Below are 25,335 nucleotides of genomic sequence, written 5' to 3' on the forward strand. Positions count from 1 at the left end.
CCGGAACGCACCCCGACGGAGTTCTTCGGTGAGCGACGAGGCACTGGGGGTGGTGGGTTGTGCCGTGTAATGTTTGATTCTGTTGTGACGTTGGGGGTGCGCGGTGACGGCGTGCCTCCCGGGGGCGGAGGAGCGCGTCGGTGAGGAAGACCTCGACCCGGCTGGCCGACGGCCGTGAGCTGGTCTACTACGACCTGGACGACGCCGTCGTGCGGGACGCCGTGGACCGCCGGCCGCTGGAGCCCACCGTCACCGCCTCGGAGATCCGCCGGGACCCGCTGCTCGGGGACGCGGTCGCCGTCGCCTCCCACCGCCAGGGCCGCACCTACCACCCGCCGGCCGACTCCTGCCCGCTGTGCCCCTCGCGGGACGGGCGGCCGAGCGAGATCCCGGACTCCTCGTACGACGTGGCCGTCTTCGAGAACCGCTTCCCCTCGCTGGCCGGCGACTCCGGCCGCTGCGAGGTGGTCTGCTTCACCCCGGACCACGACGCCTCGTTCGCCACGCTGACCCCGGAGCGGGCCCGGCTGGTGCTCGACGTCTGGACGGACCGCACCGCGGAGCTGTCCCGGCTGCCCCGCGTGGAGCAGGTGTTCTGCTTCGAGAACCGGGGCGCCGAGATCGGCGTCACCCTGGGCCATCCGCACGGCCAGATCTACGCCTACCCCTTCGTCACCCCGCGCACCGCCCGCATGCTGCGCTCGGTCGCCGCGCACCGCCGGGCCACCGGGGAGAACCTCTTCGACGCCGTCCTGGCGGGGGAACTGGCGGACGAAAGGGTCGTCCTGGAGGGTGAGCACTGGGCGGCCTTCGTGCCCCGCGCGGCGCACTGGCCGTACGAGGTCCACCTGTACCCGAGGCGCCGGGTGCCCGACCTGACGGCGCTGGACGGGGCGGCGCGCGCCGAGTTTCCTCGCGTCTACCTGGACCTGCTGCGGCGCTTCGACCGGATCTTCGGCCCGGACGAGCCCCCGACCCCGTACGTCTCCGCCTGGCACCAGGCGCCCCGGGGCCCGCTGGCGGAGGCGGGCGGGGTGACGCGCGAGGACTTCGCGCTGCACCTGGAGCTTTTCACCATCCGCCGGACATCCGGCAAGCTGAAGTTCCTCGCGGGTTCGGAGTCCGGCATGGACGTCTTCGTCAACGACGTGCCGCCCGAACGCGCGGCCGGGCGACTGCGGGAGGTAGCGGGTTCATGAGCGGCACGTATCTGGTGACGGGCGGCGCGGGTTATGTCGGCGGGGTCGTCGCCCGGCACCTGCTGGAGGCCGGGCACGAGGTCGTCGTCCTCGACAACCTCTCCACGGGCTTCCGCGAGGGCGTGCCGGAGGGCGCCGAGTTCATCGAGGGCGACATCCGCGACGCCGCCCGCTGGCTCGGCCCGTCCTTCGACGGCGTGCTGCACTTCGCCGCCTTCTCGCAGGTCGGGGAGTCGGTGGCGAAGCCGGAGAAGTACTGGGAGAACAACGTCGGCGGCACCATGGCGCTGCTGGCGGCGATGCGCGGGGCGGGCGTGCGGCGGCTCGTCTTCTCCTCCACGGCCGCCGTCTACGGCGAACCGGCCGGGATCCCCGTCGCGGAGGACGCGCCGACCGCGCCCACCAACCCGTACGGCGCCTCCAAGCTCGCCGTCGACCACATGATCCGCGGTGAGGCGGCGGCCCACGGGCTCGGCGCGGTCTCCCTGCGGTACTTCAACGTCGCCGGGGCGTACGGCGCGCACGGGGAGCGGCACGACCCCGAGTCCCATCTGATCCCGCTGGTGCTCCAGGTGGCCCAGGGGCGGCGCGAGGCCCTCTCCGTCCACGGCGACGACTACCCGACGCCGGACGGCACCTGCGTCCGCGACTACATCCACGTCGCCGACCTGGCCGAGGCCCATCTGCTGGCCCTCGACGCCGCCGTCCCCGGCGAGCACCTCGTCTGCAACCTGGGCAACGGCAGCGGCTTCTCGGTCCGCGAGGTGGTCCGGACGGTGCGCCGGGTGACGGGCCGTCCGGTCCCCGAGGTGACGGCGCCGCGCCGGGCCGGTGACCCGGCGGTCCTGGTGGCATCCGCCCGCGCCGCCCGGGAGCGGCTCGGCTGGCGTCCCTCCCGCCCGGATCTGGAGGGCATCGTCGCCGACGCGTGGGAGTTCGCGCAGCGCCGCGAGGCGGAGCGCGCGGCGGAGTGCGCGGCGGAGCGCGCGGCGGAGTGCGCGGCGGAGCGGGAGGAGGACCGCGGGACGGAGCGCGCGGCGGGGGACGTGCCGGCCGGGCAGGGGGCCGCGCGGTGAGCGCGGGCGTCGCCGAGCGGTTCCGGGAGCTGTACGGGGCGGGGCCCCGGGGGGTGTGGGCGGCGCCCGGCCGGGTCAACCTCATCGGGGAGCACACCGACTACAACGACGGCTTCGTGATGCCCTTCGCCCTGCCGCAGAGCGCGCTCGCGGCCGTCTCGCCCCGTGACGACGGGATGCTGCGGCTGCACTCGGCGGAGGTCGGCGGCGACCCCGTCGTGCTGCGGGTGGACGCTCTGGTGCCGGGGGAGGACCGGGCCTGGACGGCGTACCCGGCGGGCGTGGTGTGGGCGCTGCGCGAGGCGGGCCACCGGATCACCGGCGCCGACGTGCATCTGGCGTCGGAGGTGCCGCCGGGCGCGGGGCTGTCCTCGTCGGCGGCGCTGGAGGTCGTGACCGCCCTCGCCCTGAACGACCTGTTCGGCCTGGGCCTGACCGGCGCCGGGCTGGCCCGGCTGTGCCGCCGCGCGGAGAACGCCTACGTCGGCGCCCCCGTCGGGATCATGGACCAGACGGCCGCCGCCTGCTGCGAGGCCGGGCACGCCCTCTTCCTCGACACCCGCGACCTCTCCCGGCGGCAGATCCCGTTCGACCCGGCCTCCGGGGGGCTGCGGGTCCTCGTCGTCGACACCCGGGTCGCGCACGCGCACAGCGCCGGTGAGTACGGCAGGCGGCGGGCCGGGTGTGAGCGGGGCGCCGCCCTGCTCGGCGCGGCCGCGCTGCGGGACGTCCGGTACGGGGACCTGGACGCCGCGCTGGAGCGGCTGGACGGCGAGCCGGAGGTGCGCCGCCTGGTCCGGCACGTCGTCACCGAGAACCGGAGGGTGGAGCGGGCGGCGGCGCTGCTGGAGTCGGGCGACCTCCGGGCGGTCGGGCCGGTGCTGACCGAGGGGCACGCGTCCCTCCGGGACGACTTCGGGGTGTCCTGCCCGGAGCTGGACCTCGTGGTGGACACGGCGCTGGCCGCCGGTGCCCTGGGCGCCCGGATGACCGGCGGCGGTTTCGGCGGCTCGGCGGTCGTGCTGGCCGGGGAGGACGCGGCGGAGGGCATCGCCGGGGCGGTCCGGGAGGCGTTCGCCGGGGCTGGGTTCCGCGCGCCCGGTGTCTTCGGGGCGCTGCCGTCGGCGGGGGCGCGGCGGGTGGCGTAGGGCGCGGTCGGGGGCGGGTCCGCGTGGGCCCGGAGGCTCCGGGAGGCTCCCGACGGGCGGGGCGCGCGACCGGGACACGGGGGCGGGTGCCCCCGCGGCGCCGGGTGAGCGGGGTACGGCCAGGTGCCGGATGAGCGGGGTACGGGCGGGCGGGGTGCCCCCGTGGCGCCGGGCGGACGGGGTGCCCCTGCGGCGCCGGGCGGCGGCGGGGTACGGGCGGAGGGGTGCCCCCGTGGTGGCGGGCGGGGTCGCGCCCGGTGGTGCGCGGGTGGGCGCCCGGGGGTCAGGCCAGGCGCTTGGTCAGGGTGTACTCCGTGATGCCCGGCGGGTAGTCGGGGATCACGCTCACCACGTCGTAGCCCCGCCCCCGGTAGAAGTCCGGCGCCTGGAAGTCCCAGGTCTCGACCCGGGCCGCGGCGCAGTCCCGCTCCTCGCGGGCCACCCGCTCCGCCCGGTCCAGCAGCGCGGTGCCCAGGCCGGTGCCCCGGTGGGGATCGTCCACCCACAGGTAGGTGACGTGCAGCCAGGACGCCCAGGTGTGGCCGACCAGCCCGCCCGCCAGGGCTCCGCTTTCCCCCAACGCCCAGATGTGCAGCGGGTGTTCGCGTTCCTGCGGGGTGCCGCGCAGGGCACGCAGCACCGGGGAGAGGGCGGTGTTGGTGTTCCGCAGCCGGACGCGCAGTTCGTCGCGCCGTGCCTTGTCCACTTCTGTCACCAGACGAAACATGCGGCTCACGATAAACGCCCGGGACTGTCAGTTCCGCAAACCGCCTTCCGCATCCGGCGGCCGTCCGTACTCTGATGAACAGCACCGGTGGGGGCCGGTGCCGATCAGGGGCGGGACGGCCGGGTACGGCGCCCGGAGCGGGTAGCGGTTACTGCACGGCGGCGACCGCGCCGGGCCGGCGACCGCCCCGTTCCCCAGGTGCCGGGGCGCGCGGACGAACGAGGGGTTCCGGGCGCCGTCACCCTGCCCGTGCCGTCTTCCGACGATGACTGTTCCCCTGCTCCTCGGGAGCCTGGGGGAGGGGGGTTCCGTGGTGCGTGTCCGAGTCCTGGTCGTCGACGACCACCGCATCTTCGCCGAGTCGCTGGCCGCCGCGCTGGCCGCCGAACCCGACGTGGAGGTCACCGCCGCGGGCAGCGGGCCCGCGGGGCTGCGCTGTCTGGACCGGGGGGCCGCCGAGGGGCGGCGCTTCGACGTGGCGCTCGTCGACTCCGACCTCGGCGGCCGGGCGCCCGGCGCCCGCCCCGCGGTGCCGGTGCGCGAGGGGCAGGAGGAGGGGCTGGTCGACGGGATATCGCTGGTCGCGGGCATCCGGGCGGCCCATCCCGCGGTGCGGATCGTGGTGCTCGCGGAGCGGGACGACCCGCGCCGGGCCGCTCTCGCGCTGGGGGCCGGGGCCTGCGGCTGGGTGGCCAAGGACTGCTCCCTGTCGCGGCTGCTGGGCGTCATCCGGGGGGTGCTGCGCGACGAGACGCACCTGCCGCCCGCCCTGCTCACCGGAGTGCTGCGGGAGCTGACCGCCGCCCGCAGGCACCGCACCGAGAGCGAGCGGCTGGTGGAGTCGCTGACGCCGAGGGAGCGGGAGGTGCTGCGCTGCATGGTCGCGGGGCTGGGCCGCAAGGCCGTCGCCGAGCGGCTGTTCCTGTCCCCGCACACCGTGCGCACCCATATGCAGAACGTCCTGGGCAAGCTGGGCGTCCACTCCACCCTGGCGGCGGTGGCCCTGGCCCGGCGCGCCGGGATCGGCCCCGCCGAGCTGGAGCCCGTCGTCTGGAGCCGGGCCCAGGGCGGCGGCAGCGCCTGACCGGGGCGGCGGCGCGCCCGGCCGGAGGGGGTGCGGAGCCCGCCCCGGAGGCGTTCGGGCACCGGGAGCGGTCCGGTGGCCGCTCGGCGCCGTCCGGTCGTCCCCGGCGGGCGTGCGGCGACGGCCGGGGGGCGCCCTGCGGTGTCGCCGGAACCTCCGGACCCAGGCCGGCCCCGTGCGGAACCCGGCCGTACCGCCGCCCGGCGGCATCCCGCCGTGCCGCCGCGATCCGCCGCCCGGCGGCATCCCGCCGTCCTCCCGCGCACCACCGCCCTACGGCGCCCCGCGTCCGGCGCCGCACCACCGGCCCCCCGGCCCCCGGCCCTCCCGGTCCACCGGGACCCCGGAGCGGCCCTCAGCCCGGGACGTTGTCGAACGGTGCCGTCAACTGCCGCAGCAGCGCCGCCAGTTCGGCCCGCTGGGCGTGGGACAGCTCCCCGAGGATCGCCCGCTCCTGGGCCAGCAGCCCGGCCAGGGACTGGTCGGCCCGGTCCCGGCCCTCGTCGGTGAGCCGGACCAGCACGCCCCGCCGGTCGCTCGGGTCGGGCAGCCGCTCCACCAGGCCCTTCTTGGTCAGGCGGTCGATGCGGTTGGTCATCGTGCCCGAGGTGACCAGGGTCTGGGTGAGGAGCTGGCCGGGGGAGAGCTGGTACGGGCTGCCCGCGCGTCGCAGCGCGGTCAGGACGTCGAACTCCCACGGCTCCAGGTGGTGTTCCGAGAAGGCCAGCCGGCGTGCGCGGTCGAGGTGCCGGGCGAGCCGGCTGACCCGGCTGAGCACCTCGAGCGGTTCCACGTCGAGGTCCGGGCGCTCCCGGCGCCACGCTGCGACCAGTCGATCGACCTCGTCCTCCATGACGATCAGTGTAGTGGTTGTGTCGACGTGAAGTCTCTTGAAGTCAATTATCTTGACATGGAGATAACGCGGGGCGAGGCTGAGGGGGAGGCGACCACCACCGACACCGGAGGCGCCATGCCGACCGATCCTCCCACGGCGGGCCCGCCCGCTCCGGGTGCCCGCTGGGACCCCGCCCAATACCTGCGCCACGCGGACCACCGAGCCCGCCCCTTCACCGACCTGCTCGCCCGGGTCCCCGCCCTGCCCGGCCGCCCGCCCCGCGTCGCGGACCTCGGCTGCGGCCCCGGCACCCTGACCGCCCTGCTCGCCGCCCGCTGGCCCGGCGCCCGTGTCACCGGCTACGACAACTCCCCCGAGATGCTGGCCCGCGCCGCCCGCCACGCCGGTCCCACGCCGGGCAGCGGCCACCTCGGCTTCGCCCGCGCCGACGCCCGCACCTGGACGCCCGCCGGGCCGTACGACCTGATCGTCAGCAACGCCGCGCTCCAGTGGGTCCCCGGCCACCTCGGCCTGCTGCCCGGCTGGATCGCCGCCCTCGCCCCCGGCGGCACCCTCGCCCTCCAGGTACCGGGCAACTTCGACGCCCCCAGCCACCGCCTGCTGCGCGAGCTCGCGGAGGGGCCCCGGTGGCGCTCCCGCCTCGCGGGCGTCCTGCGCCACGGCGACGCCGTCCACGCCCCCGCCGCCTATCTGGACCTGCTGACCGCCGAGGGGTGCGCCGCCGACGTCTGGGAGACCACCTACCTGCACCTGCTGGCCGGCGAGGACCCCGTCCTCGACTGGGTCGCGGGGACCGCGCTGCGGCCCGTGCTCACCGCGCTGGAGGACGACCCCGGGGCCCGCGACGCCTTCGTCGCCGCCTACCGCGCGGCCCTGCGCGCCGCCTATCCGGCGGGCCCGCACGGCACGGTCCTCCCCTTCCGGCGCGTCTTCGCCGTGGCCGTCAGGGACGGCGGCGGGGCGGCGGGCGCGGGGGAGGACGGAGCCGGGTAGCGGCGGGCCCCGGGGAGATCCGGGCCGGGCCCGGGGAGGAACGCGCCCCGGGGCGGACCCGGCCGGGAGGCGCGCGGCGGGGAGCGGGCGCCGGGCGCGGGCGCCGGAGGCGCCGGGCCGGGTGCCCGCCCGCGCGGCAGGACCGGCGCCCCGGCGACCCGGCCCGGCGGCGCGGCCGGCTACGCCTTGCGGTGGCCGATCAGGCGCGGCCGGGGCTCCAGCCCGTCCAGGCCGTGCCAGGCCAGGTTCACCAGATGCGCCGCCACCTCCGCCTTCTTCGGGCGGCGCACGTCCAGCCACCACTGCCCGGTCAGCGCGACCATGCCGACCAGCGCCTGGGCGTACAGCGGGGCGAGCTTGGCGTCGAAGCCGCGGTTCTTGAACTCGCGGCCGAGGATGTCCTCCACCTGGGTGGCGATGTCGGAGATCAGCGAGGCGAAGCTCCCCGTCGACTGGGGGATGGGCGAGTCCCGGACGAGGATGCGGAAGCCGTCCGTGTACTCCTCGATGTAGTCCAGCAGCGCGAACGCCGCCTGCTCGCACAGCTCCCGGGGGTGCCCCGCCGTCAGCGAGCCGGTCACCATGTCCAGCAGCCGGCGCATCTCGCGGTCCACCACCACCGCGTACAGCCCCTCCTTGCCGCCGAAGTGCTCGTACACCACCGGCTTGGAGACCCCGGCACGGGCCGCGATCTCCTCCACCGAGGTGCCCTCGAAGCCCTTGGCGGCGAAGAGGGTCCGACCGATCTCCAGCAACTGCTGGCGCCGCTCCGCACCGGTCATCCGGGTGCGGCGCGCACGCCGCGGCTTCTCATTGCTCGGGGTGCTGGAGTCGGTCGCCACAGCGCCCATCATGCCGCCTCGACGGTTTCCTTCCGGCGGCGGGCGCCGTCTTCCTCCGTCCTGCGGCGGGAATCGATACGCGAGCGTGACGGCCAGCGCACGTCGTACGCCCAGCCGAACGCCTCGAACCAGCGGATCAGCCGCGCCGAGGAGTCCACCTGCCCGCGCATCACCCCGTGCCGCGCCGAGGTCGGGTCGGCGTGGTGGAGGTTGTGCCAGGACTCGCCGCAGGAGAGCACCGCCAGCCACCACACGTTGCCCGAGCGGTCGCGCGACTTGAACGGGCGCTTGCCGACGGCGTGGCAGATCGAGTTGATCGACCAGGTCACGTGGTGCAGCAACGCCACCCGGACGAGTGACCCCCAGAAGAAGCCGGTGAAGGCACCCCACCAGGACATCGTGACCAGACCGCCGATCACGCCGGGCAGCGCCAGCGAGACCACCGTCCAGAGGACGAACTGGCGGGAGATCCGGCGCAGCGCCGGGTCCTTGATCAGATCGGGCGCGTACTTCTCCTGCGGGGTCTGCTCCTCGTCGAACATCCAGGCGATGTGCGCCCACCACAGGCCCTTGATCAGGGCCGGCACCGTCTCGCCGTACCGCCAGGGGGAGTGCGGGTCGCCCTCGGCGTCGGAGAACTTGTGGTGCTTGCGGTGGTCGGCGACCCAGCGGACCAGCGGCCCCTCGACGGCCATCGAGCCCGCGATGGCCAGCGCGATCCTCAGCGGGCGCTTCGCCTTGAAGGAGCCGTGGGTGAAGTAGCGGTGGTAGCCGATCGTGATGCCGTGGCAGCCCAGGTAGTAGAAGAACACGAGCAGGCCGAGGTCCAGCCAGCTCACGCCCCATCCCCAGGCCAGCGGCACCGCCGCCGCCAGTGCCAGGAACGGGACGATGATGAACAGCAGCAGCGTGATCTGTTCGATCGACCGCTTCCGCTCACCCCCCAGGGTCGCGGAGGGTGTGGAGGCGTCCGGTGCCTCTGGGGCGTCCGGAACCACGTCGGAACTGGAGGTCATGCGTGTCCCCTGGGGGGTCGAGGGTCTGGGGCGGTGCCGGGTCGCGGAGCCGCCCGCACTTTCCTACGGGTCCGTAACCTACGGCGACGTAAGTATGGCAGCGCGCCCCCCCGCGGCAAGAGCCCCAGAGCCTGCGCGTCCCGGCCGACACCTATCCTGGAGACCGGTCGGACAGCGCGGTCCGCTCTGAATACTTCCCGGACGTCCCGCCCCGTATGCGGTGCCCGCCGCGCGAGACGCCGTCCGGGTCCCCTCCCAGACGAGCTTCACCACTGCAAGGAGCCGCACCTGTGAGCAGTGCCGACGACCAGACCACCACGACGGCCAGCAGCGAACTGCGCGCCGACATCCGACGGCTGGGCGATCTCCTCGGAGAGACCCTGGTCCGTCAGGAGGGCCCCGAGCTGCTGGAACTCGTCGAGAAGGTGCGCCGCCTCACCCGCGAGGACGGCGAGGCAGCCGCCGAGCTGCTGCGCGGCACCGAGCTGGAGACCGCGGCCAAGCTGGTCCGCGCCTTCTCCACGTACTTCCACCTCGCCAACGTCACCGAGCAGGTGCACCGCGGCCGTGAACTGCGCGCCCGCCGCGCGGCCGAGGGCGGGCTGCTGGCCCGTACGGCCGACCGGCTCAAGGACGCCGATCCCGAGCACCTGCGCGAGACCGTCCGCAACCTGAACGTGCGGCCGGTCTTCACCGCGCACCCCACGGAGGCCGCCCGCCGCTCCGTCCTCAACAAGCTGCGCCGGATCGCCGCCCTGCTCGACACCCCGGTCATCGAGTCGGACCGGCGCCGCCACGACATCCGCCTCGCGGAGAACATCGACCTCGTCTGGCAGACCGACGAGCTGCGCGTGGTGCGCCCCGAGCCCGCCGACGAGGCCCGCAACGCCATCTACTACCTGGACGAGCTGCACGCGGGCGCCGTCGGCGACGTCCTGGAGGACCTCACCGCCGAGCTGGAGCGCGCCGGGGTCCGGCTCCCCGACGACACCCGGCCGCTGACCTTCGGCACCTGGATCGGCGGCGACCGCGACGGCAACCCCAACGTCACCCCCCAGGTCACCTGGGACGTCCTGATCCTCCAGCACGAGCACGGCATCAACGACGCCCTGGAGATGATCGACGAGCTGCGCGGCTTCCTCTCCAACTCCATCCGCTACGCCGGGGCCACCGGGGAACTCCTCGACTCCCTGAGCGCCGACCTGGAGAACCTCCCGGAGATCAGCCCCCGCTACAAGCGGCTCAACGCCGAGGAGCCCTACCGGCTCAAGGCCACCTGCGTGCGCCAGAAGCTGGAGAACACCAAGCAGCGCCTCGCCAAGGGCACCCCCCACGAGGACGGCCGGGACTACCTCGGCACCGGCGAGCTCCTCGCCGACCTGCGCATCGTGCAGACCTCGCTGCGCGAGCACCGCGGCGGGCTCTTCGCCGACGGCCGCCTGGCCCGCACCATCCGCACCCTGGCCGCCTTCGGCCTGCAGCTCGCCACCATGGACGTCCGCGAGCACGCCGACGCCCACCACCACGCCCTCGGCCAGCTCTTCGACCGGCTCGGCGAGGAGTCCTGGCGCTACGCCGACATGCCCCGCGAGTACCGGGCCAAGCTGCTCGCCAAGGAGCTGCGCTCCCGCCGGCCGCTGGCCCCCACCCCGGCCCCGGTGGACGCCGCCGCGGAGAAGACCCTCGGCGTCTTCCAGACCGTGCGCCGGGCCCTGGAGGTCTTCGGCCCCGAGGTCATCGAGTCCTACATCATCTCCATGTGCCAGGGCGCCGACGACGTGTTCGCCGCCGCCGTCCTCGCCCGCGAGGCCGGCCTGGTCGACCTGCACGCCGGCTGGGCGAAGATCGGCATCGTGCCGCTGCTGGAGACCACCGACGAGCTGAAGGCCGCCGACACCATCCTGGAGGACCTCCTCTCGGACCCGTCCTACCGGCGCCTGGTCGCGCTGCGCGGCGACGTCCAGGAGGTCATGCTCGGCTACTCCGACTCCTCCAAGTTCGGCGGCATCACCACCTCCCAGTGGGAGATCCACCGCGCCCAGCGCCGGCTGCGCGACGTGGCCCACCGCTACGGCGTGCGGCTGCGCCTCTTCCACGGCCGCGGCGGCACCGTCGGCCGCGGCGGCGGCCCCACCCACGACGCGATCCTCGCCCAGCCCTGGGGCACCCTGGAGGGCGAGATCAAGGTCACCGAGCAGGGCGAGGTCATCTCCGACAAGTACCTCATCCCGGCGCTGGCCCGGGAGAACCTGGAACTGACCGTCGCGGCCACCCTCCAGGCCTCCGCCCTGCACACCGCGCCCCGCCAGTCGGGCGAGGCGCTGGCCCGCTGGGACGCCGCCATGGACCTCGTCTCCGACGCGGCCCACTCCTCCTACCGCAAGCTGGTGGAGGACCCCGACCTGCCGGCGTACTTCTTCGCCTCCACCCCCGTCGACCAGCTCGGCAACCTGCACCTCGGCTCCCGGCCGTCCCGCCGCCCCGACTCCGACGCGGGCCTCGACGGACTGCGCGCCATCCCGTGGGTGTTCGGCTGGACCCAGTCCCGGCAGATCGTGCCCGGCTGGTACGGCGTGGGCTCCGGCCTGAAGGCGCTGCGCGAGGCCGGCCTGGACACCGTCCTGGACGAGATGCACCAGCAGTGGCACTTCTTCCGCAACTTCATCTCCAACGTCGAGATGACGCTGGCCAAGACGGACCTGCGGATCGCCCAGCACTACGTCGACACCCTGGTGCCGGACGAGCTGAAGCACGTCTTCGACGCCATCAGGACCGAGCACGAGCTGACCGTCGCCGAGGTCCTGCGGGTCACCGGCGAGACGGAACTGCTGGACGCCGACCCCGTCCTGCGCCAGACCTTCACCATCCGCGACGCCTACCTCGACCCGATCTCCTACCTCCAGGTCGCCCTGCTCGGCCGCCAGCGGGAGGCCGCCGCGGCCGGCCGGGAAGCCGACCCGCTGCTCGCCCGGGCCCTGCTGCTCACCGTCAACGGCGTCGCCGCCGGCCTGCGCAACACCGGCTGACCGGCCCGCCCCGCACACGGCGGTGCCCCCGCGCTCCCGGTGGGCGCGGGGGCACCGCCGTGTCGTGGGCCGGTGCGGGGCTCAGAGCGCGAGGAAGGCCGCCGTCAGCAGGAGCGCCCCGGCCCCGGCCAGCACCTGGGCCGCCCGGGTGCGGCGCAGGCCGCCCGCCACCACCACCGACGCCAGCAGCAGCGCCCCGCCCAGCGGCACCCAGGCGTGGAGCACCCCGGCCGGGCCCGAGCGGACCACCTGATCGCTGCCCGGCTTGACGACGACCGAGTACGTCCGGTCCGGCGCCACCGCCACCGAGTCCTCGATGACCACGGCCGACCGCTCCCGCGAGCCCGCCGACACGGGCGTGTAGCGGCCGCTGCACACGCCGTCGACGCACCGGGTCACCTCGACGGTGCCGTGCTCGCGGCCCTTGGTCAGCATCACGTGCTGCGCCGTCCCCCACGACGCCCACACCCCGGCGACCAGGATCAGCGCCGTGACCACCGCCATCGACGCGACCCGGCCGAACCGCAGCGCGGCCCGCGAGACCCGGACCGCCCGGCGCGGCGCGGCCCGGCGGGTGCGGTGCGCCGCCCGGCGGGGACGGGGGACGGCGGCGGACGGGGAGGGCGGGGGCATGGCCGGGATCATTGGCCATGCCCCCGCGCCCGGTCAACCCGCGCGGGGCGACCGGAACGCACCGTCAGGAGTTGTACGCGCTCTGCGCCCGCTCCAGCCCCTCGGTCACCAGGCACTCCACCGCGTCGGCCGCCCGGTCGACGAAGTAGTCCAGCTCCTTGCGCTCGGCCGCCGCGAAGTCCTTCAGGACGAAGTCGGCCACCTGCATCCGCCCCGGCGGGCGGCCGATGCCGAACCGGACCCGGTGGTACTCCGGGCCCATCGTCTTCGTCATCGACTTCAGACCGTTGTGCCCGTTGTCGCCGCCGCCCAGCTTCAGCCGCAGCACGCCGTAGTCGATGTCCAGTTCGTCGTGGACCGCCACGATGCGCGCCACCGGGACCTTGTAGAAGTCCCGCAGCGCGTTCACCGGGCCGCCCGACAGGTTCATGTACGACATCGGCTTGGCCAGGACCACCCGGCGTCCGGCGGGTCCGGGCGGGCCGATCCGCCCCTCCACCACCTGGGCCTGTGCCTTGCCGTGCCGCTTGAACCGGGCCCCGAGCCGCTCGGCCAGCAGGTCCGCCACCATGAAGCCGACGTTGTGCCGGTTCATCGCGTAGTCCGGGCCCGGGTTGCCGAGTCCGGCCACCAGCCAGGGGCCGTCCGCGTCCGTCGTCACGTCCATGTCTCCTTCACACAGCAGGTCGGCCGCTGCCCTCGCGCGAGAACAGCGGCCGACCGAACGGTGAGCGCGGGCGGATCAGGCCTCGTCGCCCTCGGCGTCGGCGGAGGACTCCTCGGCCTGCGCGGCCAGGACCTGGAGGACGACCTCGTCGCCGTCGACGGCCAGGGTCACGCCGGCGGGCAGCTCGATGTCCTTGGCCTGGATCGCGGCACCGGCCTCCAGACCCGCCACCGACACCGTGAGGTAGTCGGGGATGCGGGTGGCCTCGGCCTCGACCGGCAGCGCGGAGAGCACGTGCTCCAGCAGGTTGCCGCCGGGGGCCAGCTCGCCCTCGGCCTGGACCGGGATCTCGACCTGGACCTTCTCGCCGCGCTTGACCATGAGCAGGTCGACGTGCTCCAGGAAGCCCTTCAGCGGGTCGCGCTGCACGGCCTTGGGGATGACGAGCTGGCTGCGCTCGCCGTCGATGATCAGCTCGATCAGGACGTTCGGGGTGCGCAGCGCCAGCGCCAGCTCGTGGCCCGGCAGGGACACGTGCAGCGGCTCCAGGCCGAACTCGTAGACGACACCCGGGACCCTGTTCTCGCGGCGGACGCGGCGGGCGGCGCCCTTGCCGAACTCGCTGCGGGTCTCGACGGCGATCTTCACCTCGGACATGTTCACTCCTCGTGGAAAGCGGAACGGACGTGGTCACCCGGCCACGAACGGCCTGCTACGAAGAGCGCGTCGATAACGGACCGCCGCCCCCGCCGGAATCCTCCGGAACGGGTACGGCCTCCCTCGCCGAGCAACTGGGGCAGTCTACTCGGAGAGGGAGGCCGTACCCAAAACGATCACGGGCCGCAGCAGAACCCTTACTGCTCGTCGAACAGGCTCGTCACCGAACCGTCCTCGAAGACCTCGCGCACGGCGCGGGCGATCGTCGGCGCGATCGACAGCACGGTGATCTTGTCCAGCTCCAGCTCGTTCGGAGTCGGCAGGGTGTCCGTGAACACGAACTCGCTCACCTTGGAGTTCTTCAGCCGGTCCGCCGCCGGACCGGACAGCACGCCGTGCGTCGCGGTCACGATGACGTCCTCGGCGCCGTGCGCGAACAGGGCGTCCGCCGCCGCGCAGATGGTGCCGCCGGTGTCGATCATGTCGTCGACCAGCACGCAGATCCGGCCCTCGACGTGGCCGACGACCTCGTGCACCGTCACCCGGTTCGCCACGTCCTTGTCGCGCCGCTTGTGCACGATCGCCAGCGGCGCGCCCAGCCGGTCGCACCAGCGGTCCGCCACCCGCACCCGGCCGGCATCCGGGGAGACCACGGTCAGCTTGGCGCGGTCCACCTTGGCGCCCACGTAGTCCGCCAGCAGCGGCAGCGCGAACAGGTGGTCCACCGGACCGTCGAAGAAGCCCTGGATCTGGTCCGTGTGCAGGTCCACGGTCAGGATGCGGTCCGCGCCCGCCGTCTTCATCAGGTCCGCGATCAGACGCGCCGAGATCGGTTCGCGTCCGCGGTGCTTCTTGTCCTGGCGCGCGTACCCGTAGAACGGCACGATCACGGTGATGGAGCGGGCCGACGCGCGCTTCAGCGCGTCGATCATGATGAGCTGCTCCATGATCCACTTGTTGATCGGCGCCGTGTGGCTCTGGATCAGGAAGCAGTCCGCGCCGCGCGCCGACTCCTGATACCGCACGTAGATCTCACCGTTGGCGAAATCGAAGGCCTTCGTCGGTACGACCCCGACACCAAGCTGGTGGGCGACCTCCTCGGCAAGCTCGGGGTGGGCGCGGCCGGAGAAGAACATCATTTTCTTCTGGCCGGTCGTCTTGATCCCGGTCACAGCACTTTCTCCTCAGAGGTGGGTGGGGGGTGCGGGTGTGCACATATCACGGTACGCCCCGATCGGGACGACCGTTTCCGGTCAGCTCTCGCCGGCCGGCTCCCGGGACGCCGCCTCGGCCGCCTTCGCCGCCGCGCTCCCGGGACGTTTGCGGGCCACCCAGCCGTCGATGTTGCGCTGCTGACCACGGGCCACGGCCAGGGAGCCGGGCGGAACGTCCTTCGTGATCACCGATCCGGCGGCGGTGTAGGCGCCGTCCCCGACCGTGATGGGCGCCACGAACATGTTGTCCGAGCCCGTCTTGCAGTGCGACCCGATGGTCGTGTGGTGCTTGCTCTCCCCGTCGTAGTTCACGAACACGCTCGCCGCGCCGATGTTGGTGTGGTCACCGATCGTCGCGTCCCCCACGTAGGAGAGGTGCGGGACCTTCGTCCCCTCCCCGATCGAGGCGTTCTTCGTCTCGACGTACGTGCCGATCTTCGCCCCCGCGCCCAGCCGGGTGCCGGGCCGCAGATAGGCGAACGGCCCCACCGACGCCCCCGGGCCGACCTCGGCGTCCAGCGCCACCGTGTTGTCCACGCGGGCGCCCGCGCCCACCGCGGTGCCGGTCAGCCGGGTGTTCGGCCCGACCTCGGCGCCCTCGGCCAGCCGCGTCTCCCCGAGGAGCTGGGTGCCCGGGTGGACCACCACGTCCTGCTCGAAGGCGACCGTCACGTCGACCCAGGTGGTCGCCGGGTCCACGACGGTCACGCCGGCCAGCATCGCCCGCTCCAGCAGCCGGTCGTTGAGGGCCCGGCGGGCCTCGGCGAGCTGCACCCGGTTGTTGATGCCGGCGATCTCCCGGTGGTCGGCGGCCACGCAGGCGCCCGCGCGGTGGCCCGCCTCGCGCAGGATGCCGAGCACGTCGGTGAGGTACTCCTCGCCCTGGCTGTTGTCGGTGCGCACCTTGCCCAGCGCCTCCGCGAGCAGCCGCCCGTCGAAGGCGAACACCCCCGAGTTGATCTCGCGGACGGCGCGCTGCGTCTCCGAGGCGTCCTTGTGCTCCACGATCGCGGTCACCGCGCCCGAGGCCCCGTCGCGCACGATCCGGCCGTAGCCCGTCGCGTCCGGCACCTCGGCGGTCAGCACGGTCACCGCGTTGCCGTCGGCGGTGTGGACGTCCGCGAGGGCGCGCAGGGTCCCGCCGGTCAGCAGCGGGGTGTCGCCGCAGACCACGACCACGGTGCCGTCGACGGTGCCGCCGAGCGACTCCAGGGCCGTCCGCACGGCGTGCCCGGTGCCGTTCTGGGTCTCCTGCACGGCGGTGCGCGCGGCGGGGTGGGCCGCGGCGAGGTGCGCGGTGACCTGCTCACGGGCGTGACCGACGACGACGACCAGGTGCTCCGGCTCCAGTTCGTCCGCGGCGGCGAGCACGTGTCCGACGAGGGACCGGCCGCACAGCTCGTGGAGGACCTTGGGTGTGGCCGATTTCATGCGGGTGCCCCCACCCGCTGCGAGAACGACGACGGCTGCCGGGCGATTGGCGCTCACGGGATGCCCTTCGGCTTCGGGGGGAGGGGTCGGACATCCGCAGGATACCGGGGTGGTCCGGGCCGGGTACGCGTGCGGGCCCCGGGCGGCGCGGGGCGCCGCCCGGGGCCCGGACGGGGAAGGGGTGTGCGGTGGCTCCCCCGCAAGGATTCGAACCTTGTCCTGCTGGTACCAAAAACCAGTGTGCTGCCAGTTACACCACGGGGGACGGCGCCTCAGACCTTACCGGAGTCGCGCCCGCGTGTATGTCACGATTCCCGCCCCCGCGCACCCGCCTCCCGGGCCGCCCCGGGAGGTGCCCGCGGGGTCCCCGCGACGGCGGTGGCCGGTTCGCGGGCTATCGCGTCGTATCGCTTCGGGAAAGTCATCGGAAAGCGGTGGGGAGCGCCCGTAGGGTGGGTGTATGACCACGACGGGGGAACACCACGCACCGGCCCGTGGCGGGCCCTGCTGGTGGGGCAGGCGGCGCGCGGCGGCACTGGATCTGTGCCTGGGGGCCGCGTCCGCCCTGGAGTGCGGGTGGCAGGGGGTCTCCTTCGCGCGGGACGCCGGGATCCCGGTGGCGGCGGGGGTCGCCTTCGGCGCGCTGGCCGGGTCGGCGCTGGTGCTGCGGCGCAGATGGCCGATCGCGGTGGTGCTGGTGGCCATCGCCATCACCCCGGCCGAGATGGGCTTCCTGCTGGCCGTCGTCGGCCTCTACACCCTGGCGGCCTCGGAGCTGCCGCGCCGGATCATCGGCTCGCTGGCGGGGATGTCGCTGCTGGGCACGCTGATCGTGACGTTCGTGCGGGTGCGGCAGGACATGGCGCACGAGGGCCTGGACATCGGCGACTGGTTCGTCCCGTTCGCCTCGATCACCACCTCGCTGGGGCTGACCGCCCCGCCGCTGCTGCTCGGCATGTACGTGGGGGCGCGGCGGCGGCTGATGGAGAGCCTGCGGGAGCGCGCCGACAGCCTGGAGCGGGAGCTGCAACTGCTCGCGGAGCGGGCCGAGGAGCGGGCGCAGTGGGCCCGCAACGAGGAGCGGACGCGGATCGCGCGCGAGATGCACGACGTGGTCGCCCACCGGGTGAGCCTGATGGTGGTGCACGCGGCGGCGCTCCAGGCGGTGGCCCGCAAGGACCCGGAGAAGGCGGTGCGCAACGCGGCCCTGGTGGGGGACATGGGGCGGCAGGCGCTGACGGAGCTGCGGGAGATGCTCGGGGTGCTGCGCAGCGGCGGGGACGGTGTGCGCGCCGAACGCCCGGCGGTGCCGCTGGCCGCGGTGGGCGCGGCGGCCGCCGCCGCGGCGTCCCGGGCGGCGGGCGGCGGCGCCCCCGCCGACGGGCCGTCGCTGGCGGAGCTGGAGGAGCTGGTCGGGCAGTCGGCGGCCACGGGGATGGTGGTCGCCCTGTCGGTGGAGGGGGCGCAGCGCCCCTACGCGCCGGAGGTCGAGCAGACCGCGTTCCGGGTGGTGCAGGAGGCCCTGACCAACGTGCACAAGCACGCGGGGGGCGCGAGGACGTACGTCCGGCTGGCGCACCGGGTGTCGGAGATCGCCATGCAGGTGGAGAACGAGCCCCCGCCGGACGGCGCGTCCCCCTCGGCCGGGCTGCCCTCGGGCGGCAACGGGCTGGTGGGCATGAAGGAGCGGGTGGCCGCGCTGGGCGGTGTCTTCGTGTCGGGCCCGACCGACGCGGGGGGCTTCCGGGTGTCGGCGGTGATCCCGGCGTCGACGATCCCGGCGTCGGCGCCGTAGCCCGGCCGGCGGCTTGCGCGGCTTGCCCGGCGTGCGCGGGTCCCGGGAGCCGCGGTGCGGGGCCGGTGCGGGTCCGGGCCGGTCGTCCGGCGCCGGGTCAGGCCGTGGTGAGGCGGGTGGGCCGGGCCCCGGCCACCAGGGCGGTCAGGGCGGTGTCGATGTCGGGGCCGAGGTACCAGTCGCCGGTGTGGTCGAGGGCGTAGACCCGGCCCTCCCCGTCGACGGCGAGGAGGGTCCCGCTGCCGGGCTCGGCGCCCAGCGGGCACGTCTGCGTGCCGAGCGCGCGCCCGAGGTCCCCGAGGGTGCGCGCCATGTGCAGGCCGTGCAGGGGGTCCAGGTCGAGTTCGGCGGGGGCGATCCGCCGGCCGGGCCCCGTGGGGGTGAGGCGCAGCCCGCCGAACTCGGCCCACGCCTCCACCGCGGCGGGGAACACCGCGTGGCGGTGCCCGGCGGGCGAGGTGTGGTCGCGCAGGGTGTCGGCCCAGACCTCGGCCTGCTTGATGTCCCAGCGGCCGGGCTGCCATCCCGCGTCGCGCAGCGCGGCGTCGACGGGGACGGGGAAACGGGTGGTGGAGGTGCGGTCGGCGTGCATCTGCCCTGGTTCGTCAGAGGTGGTGGGGGGAGGCGGCGGGGGCCCGGGGCCCGGTCGGTCAGCCGGCGCCGTCGGCCGGGTCGACGACGCGGACGCCGAAGTGGTCGCTGAGCGCGGTGCAGGCGCGGCAGGGGGAGGCGAAGGCGCCGTGCAGGGGGTCGCCGTCCTCGCGGATGCGGCGGGTGGTGAGCTTGGCGTGCTTGAGCGCCTTGCGGGCCTCGCCGTTGGTCATCGGCTTGCGCGAGGCGCGCTTGCTGCGGGCGGCGTCGGCGGTGGCCAGGTGCCGGGAGATCAGCACCGTCTCGGCGCAGCGCCCGGTGGAGCGGTCGCGCTGCCCGCTGCTGAGGGCGTCCAGGAAGTCCTGCACCAGGTGGTGCAGGACGGGCGGCGCGTCGGCGCGGGAGGCGGTGCCGGTGAGGGTGGTGCCCCGCACCGAGAGGGCGGCGGCGACCGTGGGGAGGATGCCGTCGCGGCGGTGGCGCAGGACGGGCGCGGGCGGGACCTCGGGAGCGCTCCAGCCGATGCGGGGGTCACCGGTTCGAGGGTCGTCGGCCCTGCCGGTGTGTGGTCCCGTCTGCGTCGCACTCATGGTCGTCTTCCCCTCCTGGGCATCCCCCCGGACCGTCCAGGGTGCCAAATCGCGGGGCCGGTGGGGAAGCTGGGGCGGGGCGACACGCCACCAAGGGGGCGGTCCGTCACGACAGGGTGACGGCTGGTCACGGTGGCGGCGGGGCGGTCCCCGGCCGGGTCGGCCGGTGCCGGTGACCGGCTCCGCCGTACCGCTTAGGCTGTCGTCACCGCCCCTTGGTGCGGCGGTGACGACCAGTGCAGACAGACAGACGCCGCAGGGGGCAACCGCCATGACGACAGGTCGGCCCGGGGGACGAGCCGCGCCGCCGAACGCGGCCTACGCCGGACAGGTGGTCCACTTCCCGGACCCGGTGCGGGCGGCCCGCCACCCCCGAGGGGTGCGGGTGGACGAGGGCGGCCACCCCGGGTTCTCGCCGTACGCCCGCGCGGTGGCGGAGATCGCCGAGCCGCCGGAGGGCTTCGGCGTCGACGAACTGCGGCTGACGGACTACGTGTCGGCGAACGCCGCGCTGTCGGCCTCGGGCCACGAGCTGTGGGCCACGGTCCCGGCGGTGGCGACGCCGCACGGCTGGACCTGGCACCACGTGGCCGGGACCCGGCGGCTGGAGCTGGTCCCGGTCGAGGTCAAGGCGCTGCTGCGGCACCACGGCGGGATCGCGACGACAGCGGTGGACCACGGCAAGCGGGGCACCCGCCCGCTCCAGGACACCCGTCCCGCGCACTTCGGACTGCCGAAGTCGGGGGTGGCGGTGACGGAGCAGCAGGTCCAGGGGGTCGAGGAGGACCTCGGCTACCGGCTGCCCGGCGCCTACCGGTCCTTCCTCAAGGCGGCCGGCGGCTGCGCCCCGGTGGGCACCGCCCTCGACGCCGAGCTGGGGCTCCTGGTGGACCAGCCGTTCTTCACGGTGCGCGAGGAGGCGGCGGTCAACGACCTGGTGTACGTCAACAAGTGCCTGCGGGACCACCTGACCAAGGACTACCTGGGCGTCGCGTTCGTCCAGGGCGGGCTGCTCGCCGTGAAGGTGAAGGGCGAGCGGACCGGTTCGGTGTGGTTCTGCGCCTACGACGACGCGCGGGACGTGGACCCCTCGTGGCCCCCGGCGGAGCGGGTGGAGCGGCTGCTGCTGCCGTGCGGTGACGACTTCGACGCCTTCCTGTCCCGGCTGGCGGGCTCCCCGCCCGAGCTGGAGACGGTGGCGAACCTGATGGTGGACGGCGGATTCGCGCGTGTGGTGCCCATGGCGTCGCCCGTGGGGGAGTGAGCTGACGATGGTGACGTTCGCGCAGGCGCAGGAGCGCGCCGAGGAGTGGGTCAACGGCGACGTGCCCGCGTACCAGCACCGCGAGGTGCGGGTGCGGGAGTTCGGCCTGGGGTTCGTGGTGTGGGCCGAGGACCGGCCCGAGGGGCCGCGTTCCGACGGGGGCCTGCAGCGGCTGGTGATCGCGCGGGACAGCGGCGAGGCCACGCTGTGGCCGGCCCTGCCGGTGGGCGAGGTGATCCGCCGGTACGAGGAGGAGTACGGCCGTGCCGAGGAGGCCGGGGAACCGGCTCCGGCACCGGTGGCCCGGATGGACCTCAACCAGACGTCGTTCCTGCTGAGCCCCCCGGAGTGGCTCCAGGAGGCGGCGGACAAGCTGGGCATCCCGGACCGCGGGCGCGGGGACCGCGACACCCGGGACGACGCCCGGGACGACGGCACCGGGGACCGCGGCGCCGGGGAGCGCACCGGCGGGACCCCGGGCGGCGACGCCCCCGGCGGCGCGGATCCCGGTCTCGCCGAGACCCTGGCGGGCGTGCCCATGGGCGGCACCCCTGCTCCCGGCACCCCTGCTCCGGGCACCCCGGCTCCCGGCGCGCCGGAGAGCGGCTCGGCCTGGCCGTCCGCCGCACCGGCCGCCGACGGCGGCGCGGACACCGGGGCCCCGGGCGCCCCGGCGGTTCCGGGCGCCCCGGGGGTGCCCGCCGGGGCGACGCCCTGGGCCGGGACGGACACCACCACCGCCGACGCCGGTGAGGACCGCTCGGTGCCGCTGCCCGAGACGGTGTTCTCGCCGCCGCTGTCGGTGCTCGGCCCGCAGGACACCCCGCCGCCGGGGTCGGAGGCCAGGACGACGCTGATGTCGGGCGGCAGCGGGCTCCCGGCGACGGCCCTGTCGCCCGCGCTGGACGACCCCGACGCGCCGGGAGCACCGGGTGCGCCGGGCACGTCCGGAGCGCCGGGTGCCGGCACCGGTGCCGTGGGCGGGGGCGCCGTGCCGTCCGTGCCCGCCGCGCCGGGCACCCCGCCGCCGGGCCCCGTGCCCGGGTCCGCGGCGCCCCCGCCGGTCGCCCCCGCGGTGCCCGGCACCCCGCCGCCCGGGGCCGGACAGGACCCCGCCGCCCGTCACCCGGCGCCGAACGCCGGGGACATCGCCGACGCCGCGACCAGCAGGGCGGCGCCCCCGCCGCGCCGCCCCTCGGGCGTCCCGCATCCGCCGGGCGCCCCGGGCGTTCCGGGCGCGCGGCCGGACGGCACCCCGCCCCCGGCGCCCGGCGCGCCGGCCGGCGGCTACGCGCCGACCCAGCTCGTCTCCTCCCTCGGCCCCGGCGGACCGGGCACGCCCCCGCAGGGCACCCCGCCGCCGGGCGCGCCCCGGCCCCCGGCCGCCCCCGGCACCCCGCCGCCCCCCGGGGCTACCCCGCCGGGCGGGGCGCACCACGCCGCCACGATGCTCGCCGACCCGGGCCGCCCCGGCGGCGTGCCCGCGCCGCCCGGCCGCCCGGCCGCGCCCGGCGCCTCCGCGGGCGGTGCGGGAGGTGCCGTGCACCACGCGGAGACGATGCTCGCCGCGCCCCCCGTCCCCGGGCCCGCCGTGCCGCCGCCGCCCCCGGCCCCCGGGGTCCCGGCGGGCGCCGTCCCGCACGGGGCGCCGCGGCCCGCGCCGCCCGGCGCGGTGCCGCCGGGCTACGGCTACCCGCAGCCGCCGCCCGGCCTGCCGATCGTCGGCCCCGGGTACCAGGCGGTGCTGCGCTACCGCGCCCAGGACGGGTCCGAGCAGCAGCTCATCCGGCGCTCGGCGCCGGGCACACCGCACCCGGAGTGGCAGATCTTCCACGAGCTGCGCGCCATGAACGTGCCGCCGGACCAGGTGCTGGAGCTGCACACGGAGCTGGAGTCCTGCGAACTGCCGGGCGCCTACTGCGCGCGGATGATCCGGGAGCAGTGGCCGCAGGCGCGGATCACCTCCATCGCCCCGTACGGCACCGACCACGCGAGCCGTCAGCAGGGCATGGCGCAGCTCCTGGCCCACCAGGGCGAGCTGCACCAGGTGGCCGACGGACCGGCCCGCCCGGCGCCGGTGCGCGCGCCGCTGCCCCCGGTGCAGCCGGCGCCGCCGGTCCCGCCGGAGGGCATCGGGCAGGAGCTGGCGGGTGCCTTCGGGCCGGGTGTCTTCCGGTTCGAGCAGGCCGCCGTCTCCCGCCAGGGGGTGCCGCCGGTGGTGGCGCACACGCTGGTCGCGGCGGGGCTGCCGATGGACATGGGCCCCTTCTTCTGGGCCCAGGCCCAGCCGGGCCGCCCGGTGCCGACGCTGGCGGAGCTGGCGGCCGAGCGCGGGGTGCAGCCCGCCCCGGACGCGGGCTCCTACCTGGTCGTCGGCAGCGACTTCGGCCGGGCGGTGTGCGTGCAGTACGGCACGGCGAACATCGTGGCGGTGCCGGTGGAGGCGGGGCCGGGCGGAGCGCCCGTGCCGCCGCAGTTCGTGAACACCGGGCTGCCGGAGTTCGCGCGCTGCCTGGCGCTGCTGGGCCGGATGTGGCGGCTCCGGTTCGGGCTGAACCAGGAGCAGGCGGGCCGCTGGACGGTGGACTTCCAGGCGCAACTGGCCTCGCTGGACCCGGCGGCGCTGGGCTCGCCGGAGAGCTGGTGGTCGGTGCTGCTGGAGCAGATGTGGGACGGACTGCTCTGACCCGCCCCCGCTGACACCCCGACGGGGCCGGTCCCGGCCACTCCTCCGGCAGGAGACCCGGGCCCGTCCCCGTCCCCGTCCCTTCTCCTCCGGCCCCGGCCGTTTTCCGCCCCCCCGGCCGTTTCCGGCACCCCGGTCCCGTCCTCTTCTTCCCGGGGTTCCCGCCGCGCCCCCCGCAGGGATGCCGTCGCAGGGCCGGCCGCCCACCGCCCTCGTGCGGGCCGTCCCTCACGGCTCCCCGTGGGGGGCCACTCCCGCGGCGGTACGGCTCCCCGTAGGGCCACCCCCGCGGCGGTCCCCCGTACGGCCGGGCCTGTCCTCCCTCCGGGCGACGGCCCCCGCGGTGCCGTCCCGCCCCGCCCGTACGGGGTGTCCCCGGCGGGTCCGGCGCCCCCTCCGGGAGGGGGCCGGGGCGGTGTGCCGACCGCGCGCGGGTTCCGTGCGCCCCGTCGTGCTCCGCCTTCCGCGCTTCCTCGCGCCCCTCTCACCCGGAGTGTCGGATTATGCGTGCTTGATCCGCTCCGCCAAGATATCCGCTGATTGTCATGGAATCGGGTGAGGCAGTAGTCGCGACGGGCGGAACAGGGGTACCGGCATGAGCAGCGCATCGGCGTCGCCGCACGGATTCACGGCCGTACGGGGGCGCGGTTACCGGCCCGACCGGGTCGACGCCCGCTTCGGGGAGATGTCCCTGGCGCGGGACGCCGCCTGGGAGCGGGCCGCCCGGCTGACGGTGCTGGCCCGGGAGATGGGCGAGGAGCTGGACGGGCTGCGGGAGACGGTCGCCGGACTCGCCCCGCAGACGTACGAGGGGCTGGGGGAGCGGGCGCGGCGCCTGCTCGCCCTGGCCGAGGAGGAGGCGGAGGCGCTGCGCGAGGACGCCCGCCGTGCCGCGCGCGAGGCGCGGGAGGAGGCCGGGGCGTACGCCGACGCCGTGCTCGGGGCGGCGGAGGCGGACGCCGCCGCGGAGCGGACCCGGGCCGACGAGTGGGCCCGGCAGCGACTGCTCGCGGCGCGGACCGAGGCCGACGCGCTGCGGATCACCACCCGGCGCGAGGCGAAGGCCGGGCGCCGGGAGGCCCTGGCGCTGGTGCGCGAGGCCCGGCGGCGGGCCGGGAGCACCCTCTCCGGGCAGGGCCGGGAGCACGCCGAGGCGCTGGCCGGGGCCGAGCGGGCGGACGCCAGGCGGGTTGCGGGTCTGGACGCCCGCCGGGCGGAGCTGGCGGAGGCGGCCGAGCGGGAACTCGCGGCGGCCCGCCACGAGGTGGCCGAGGCCGAGGCGGAGGCCGGGCGCCGCGACGAGGAGGCCCGGGAGCGGGCGGCCGAGCTGACCGGGGCGGCCACGGCGCGGGCCCGGGAGAGCGCCCGGGAGACCGAGCGGGTGCTGCGCGAGCACGGGGAGCTCTGGGACGCGGTGCAGGCCGAGATGGACACCGTGCGGGCCCGCCTCCAGGCGCTGTCCGGCCGGGCGGAGGAACTGGCCGAGCGTCACCCCTGACACCCGCGGGACCTCCCCGGTCCACCGCCCCGGACGGTGGATTCTCCTTCTTCCGAAGGATTTTGACGTGACGTCAGGATGGAGGCCGGGTGCTACCGGCGGGGGAGGCGACCCCGAGACGAGGTACACCGAGGGGCTGACTGCCCCTAGGGGATGCTCCGTACTGCGGGTGGGGGAGAGGTCGTACCGGCGGAGGACGTGGGGAGGGCGGTGGTCTCCCTAGTCTGGTGACGCACGGCGGGGGGCGGTGAACCGGAGCCGCGGGGGTGGGGTTTTCCCCCGGTGAAGAGTGCGCCGAGCACCAGCGCGGAGGACCCCCCGCCCCCGGCAGACTCTTCCGTG

At 75.5% G+C, this 25,335-nt stretch carries 21 protein-coding genes and 1 tRNA gene; 10 read left to right on the top strand and 12 right to left on the bottom strand.

The window, feature by feature from the left end:
- Window positions 1–140: 140 nt before the first annotated feature.
- From galT to galK, 3 genes are read left to right on the top strand one after another with little or no spacing between them, the layout of a single operon-like run.
- Complete coding sequence (galT, locus tag ACZ7LB_RS25135; RefSeq protein ID WP_471471378.1) at window positions 141–1,199, top strand: galactose-1-phosphate uridylyltransferase; 1,059 nt, start codon at window positions 141–143, stop codon at window positions 1,197–1,199.
- Complete coding sequence (gene galE / locus ACZ7LB_RS25140; RefSeq protein ID WP_471471379.1) at window positions 1,196–2,275, top strand: UDP-glucose 4-epimerase GalE; 1,080 nt, start codon at window positions 1,196–1,198, stop codon at window positions 2,273–2,275. Before galT ends, galE begins: the two co-directional genes overlap by 4 nt.
- Window positions 2,272–3,423, top strand: coding sequence for a galactokinase (gene galK, locus ACZ7LB_RS25145; protein WP_471471381.1), 1,152 nt, complete (start codon window positions 2,272–2,274; stop codon window positions 3,421–3,423). Before galE ends, galK begins: the two co-directional genes overlap by 4 nt.
- A gap of 283 nt (window positions 3,424–3,706) precedes the next feature.
- Here galK and ACZ7LB_RS25150 read toward each other — a convergent pair whose 3' ends face one another.
- Window positions 3,707–4,162, bottom strand: a complete 456-nt coding sequence (locus tag ACZ7LB_RS25150; RefSeq protein WP_471471482.1) for a GNAT family N-acetyltransferase — start codon at window positions 4,160–4,162, stop codon at window positions 3,707–3,709.
- Between the two features lie 298 nt (window positions 4,163–4,460).
- On the opposite strand from ACZ7LB_RS25150, the gene ACZ7LB_RS25155 reads away from it, so the two are divergent.
- Window positions 4,461–5,234, top strand: a complete 774-nt coding sequence (locus ACZ7LB_RS25155; RefSeq protein WP_471471383.1) for a LuxR C-terminal-related transcriptional regulator — start codon at window positions 4,461–4,463, stop codon at window positions 5,232–5,234.
- A 355-nt stretch (window positions 5,235–5,589) separates the two neighbouring features.
- Here ACZ7LB_RS25155 and tamR read toward each other — a convergent pair whose 3' ends face one another.
- Complete coding sequence (gene tamR / locus ACZ7LB_RS25160) at window positions 5,590–6,087, bottom strand: MarR family transcriptional regulator TamR (RefSeq protein ID WP_471471385.1); 498 nt, start codon at window positions 6,085–6,087, stop codon at window positions 5,590–5,592.
- 117 nt (window positions 6,088–6,204) lie between these two features.
- On the opposite strand from tamR, the gene ACZ7LB_RS25165 reads away from it, so the two are divergent.
- Window positions 6,205–7,083, top strand: coding sequence for a trans-aconitate 2-methyltransferase (locus tag ACZ7LB_RS25165; protein ID WP_471471484.1), 879 nt, complete (start codon window positions 6,205–6,207; stop codon window positions 7,081–7,083).
- Between the two features lie 179 nt (window positions 7,084–7,262).
- Here the strand turns inward: ACZ7LB_RS25165 and ACZ7LB_RS25170 are convergent, their stop codons facing one another.
- Both ACZ7LB_RS25170 and ACZ7LB_RS25175 read right to left on the bottom strand, forming a co-directional pair.
- Window positions 7,263–7,937, bottom strand: a complete 675-nt coding sequence (locus tag ACZ7LB_RS25170) for a TetR/AcrR family transcriptional regulator (RefSeq protein ID WP_161228568.1) — start codon at window positions 7,935–7,937, stop codon at window positions 7,263–7,265.
- Complete coding sequence (locus tag ACZ7LB_RS25175; protein WP_471471387.1) at window positions 7,934–8,941, bottom strand: acyl-CoA desaturase; 1,008 nt, start codon at window positions 8,939–8,941, stop codon at window positions 7,934–7,936. The genes ACZ7LB_RS25170 and ACZ7LB_RS25175 overlap by 4 nt, the downstream gene beginning before the upstream one ends.
- Before the next feature lie 290 nt (window positions 8,942–9,231).
- On the opposite strand from ACZ7LB_RS25175, the gene ppc reads away from it, so the two are divergent.
- Window positions 9,232–11,967 carry a phosphoenolpyruvate carboxylase gene (gene ppc / locus ACZ7LB_RS25180; protein ID WP_471471389.1) on the top strand — a complete coding sequence of 912 codons (2,736 nt, stop codon included), beginning with the start codon at window positions 9,232–9,234 and terminating at the stop codon, window positions 11,965–11,967.
- 81 nt (window positions 11,968–12,048) lie between these two features.
- On the opposite strand, the gene ACZ7LB_RS25185 is transcribed toward ppc, so the two are convergent.
- From ACZ7LB_RS25185 to ACZ7LB_RS25210, 6 genes are all read right to left on the bottom strand, one after another.
- Complete coding sequence (locus tag ACZ7LB_RS25185; protein ID WP_471471391.1) at window positions 12,049–12,612, bottom strand: hypothetical protein; 564 nt, start codon at window positions 12,610–12,612, stop codon at window positions 12,049–12,051.
- 52 nt (window positions 12,613–12,664) lie between these two features.
- Window positions 12,665–13,267: an aminoacyl-tRNA hydrolase gene (gene pth, locus ACZ7LB_RS25190; protein WP_471471393.1), complete on the bottom strand. Its 603-nt coding sequence runs from the start codon at window positions 13,265–13,267 to the stop codon at window positions 12,665–12,667.
- Between the two features lie 75 nt (window positions 13,268–13,342).
- Window positions 13,343–13,924, bottom strand: coding sequence for a 50S ribosomal protein L25/general stress protein Ctc (locus ACZ7LB_RS25195; protein ID WP_471471395.1), 582 nt, complete (start codon window positions 13,922–13,924; stop codon window positions 13,343–13,345).
- 197 nt (window positions 13,925–14,121) lie between these two features.
- Window positions 14,122–15,096 (bottom strand): ribose-phosphate diphosphokinase, encoded by a 975-nt coding sequence (locus tag ACZ7LB_RS25200; protein WP_471471397.1) that lies wholly within the window; start codon window positions 15,094–15,096, stop codon window positions 14,122–14,124.
- 81 nt (window positions 15,097–15,177) lie between these two features.
- A complete protein-coding gene (gene glmU / locus ACZ7LB_RS25205) occupies window positions 15,178–16,626 on the bottom strand; it encodes a bifunctional UDP-N-acetylglucosamine diphosphorylase/glucosamine-1-phosphate N-acetyltransferase GlmU (protein WP_471471399.1) in 1,449 nt (482 codons plus the stop codon).
- A gap of 132 nt (window positions 16,627–16,758) precedes the next feature.
- A tRNA-Gln gene (locus ACZ7LB_RS25210) sits at window positions 16,759–16,834 on the bottom strand.
- Window positions 16,835–17,029: 195 nt separating this feature from the next.
- On the opposite strand from ACZ7LB_RS25210, the gene ACZ7LB_RS25215 reads away from it, so the two are divergent.
- Window positions 17,030–18,364 carry a sensor histidine kinase gene (locus ACZ7LB_RS25215; protein ID WP_471471401.1) on the top strand — a complete coding sequence of 445 codons (1,335 nt, stop codon included), beginning with the start codon at window positions 17,030–17,032 and terminating at the stop codon, window positions 18,362–18,364.
- Between the two features lie 97 nt (window positions 18,365–18,461).
- Here ACZ7LB_RS25215 and ACZ7LB_RS25220 read toward each other — a convergent pair whose 3' ends face one another.
- Together ACZ7LB_RS25220 and ACZ7LB_RS25225 are read right to left on the bottom strand one after the other, a co-directional pair.
- Window positions 18,462–18,956, bottom strand: a complete 495-nt coding sequence (locus ACZ7LB_RS25220) for an SUKH-3 domain-containing protein (protein WP_471471403.1) — start codon at window positions 18,954–18,956, stop codon at window positions 18,462–18,464.
- Window positions 18,957–19,014: 58 nt separating this feature from the next.
- A complete protein-coding gene (locus ACZ7LB_RS25225) occupies window positions 19,015–19,545 on the bottom strand; it encodes a YwqJ-related putative deaminase (protein WP_471471405.1) in 531 nt (176 codons plus the stop codon).
- A gap of 271 nt (window positions 19,546–19,816) precedes the next feature.
- Between ACZ7LB_RS25225 and ACZ7LB_RS25230 the strand changes: the two genes are divergently transcribed.
- From ACZ7LB_RS25230 to ACZ7LB_RS25240, 3 genes are all read left to right on the top strand, one after another.
- Window positions 19,817–20,809 carry an SMI1/KNR4 family protein gene (locus ACZ7LB_RS25230; protein ID WP_471471406.1) on the top strand — a complete coding sequence of 331 codons (993 nt, stop codon included), beginning with the start codon at window positions 19,817–19,819 and terminating at the stop codon, window positions 20,807–20,809.
- Window positions 20,810–20,816: 7 nt separating this feature from the next.
- On the top strand, window positions 20,817–23,495 hold the full coding sequence (locus ACZ7LB_RS25235; RefSeq protein WP_471471408.1) for an SUKH-4 family immunity protein: 2,679 nt from the start codon (window positions 20,817–20,819) through the stop codon (window positions 23,493–23,495).
- A gap of 595 nt (window positions 23,496–24,090) precedes the next feature.
- Window positions 24,091–24,993, top strand: a complete 903-nt coding sequence (locus tag ACZ7LB_RS25240) for a cellulose-binding protein (RefSeq protein WP_471471409.1) — start codon at window positions 24,091–24,093, stop codon at window positions 24,991–24,993.
- The last annotated feature ends 342 nt before the right edge of the window (window positions 24,994–25,335 follow it).

Source organism: Streptomyces sp. NPDC107521 (assembly GCF_055598485.1).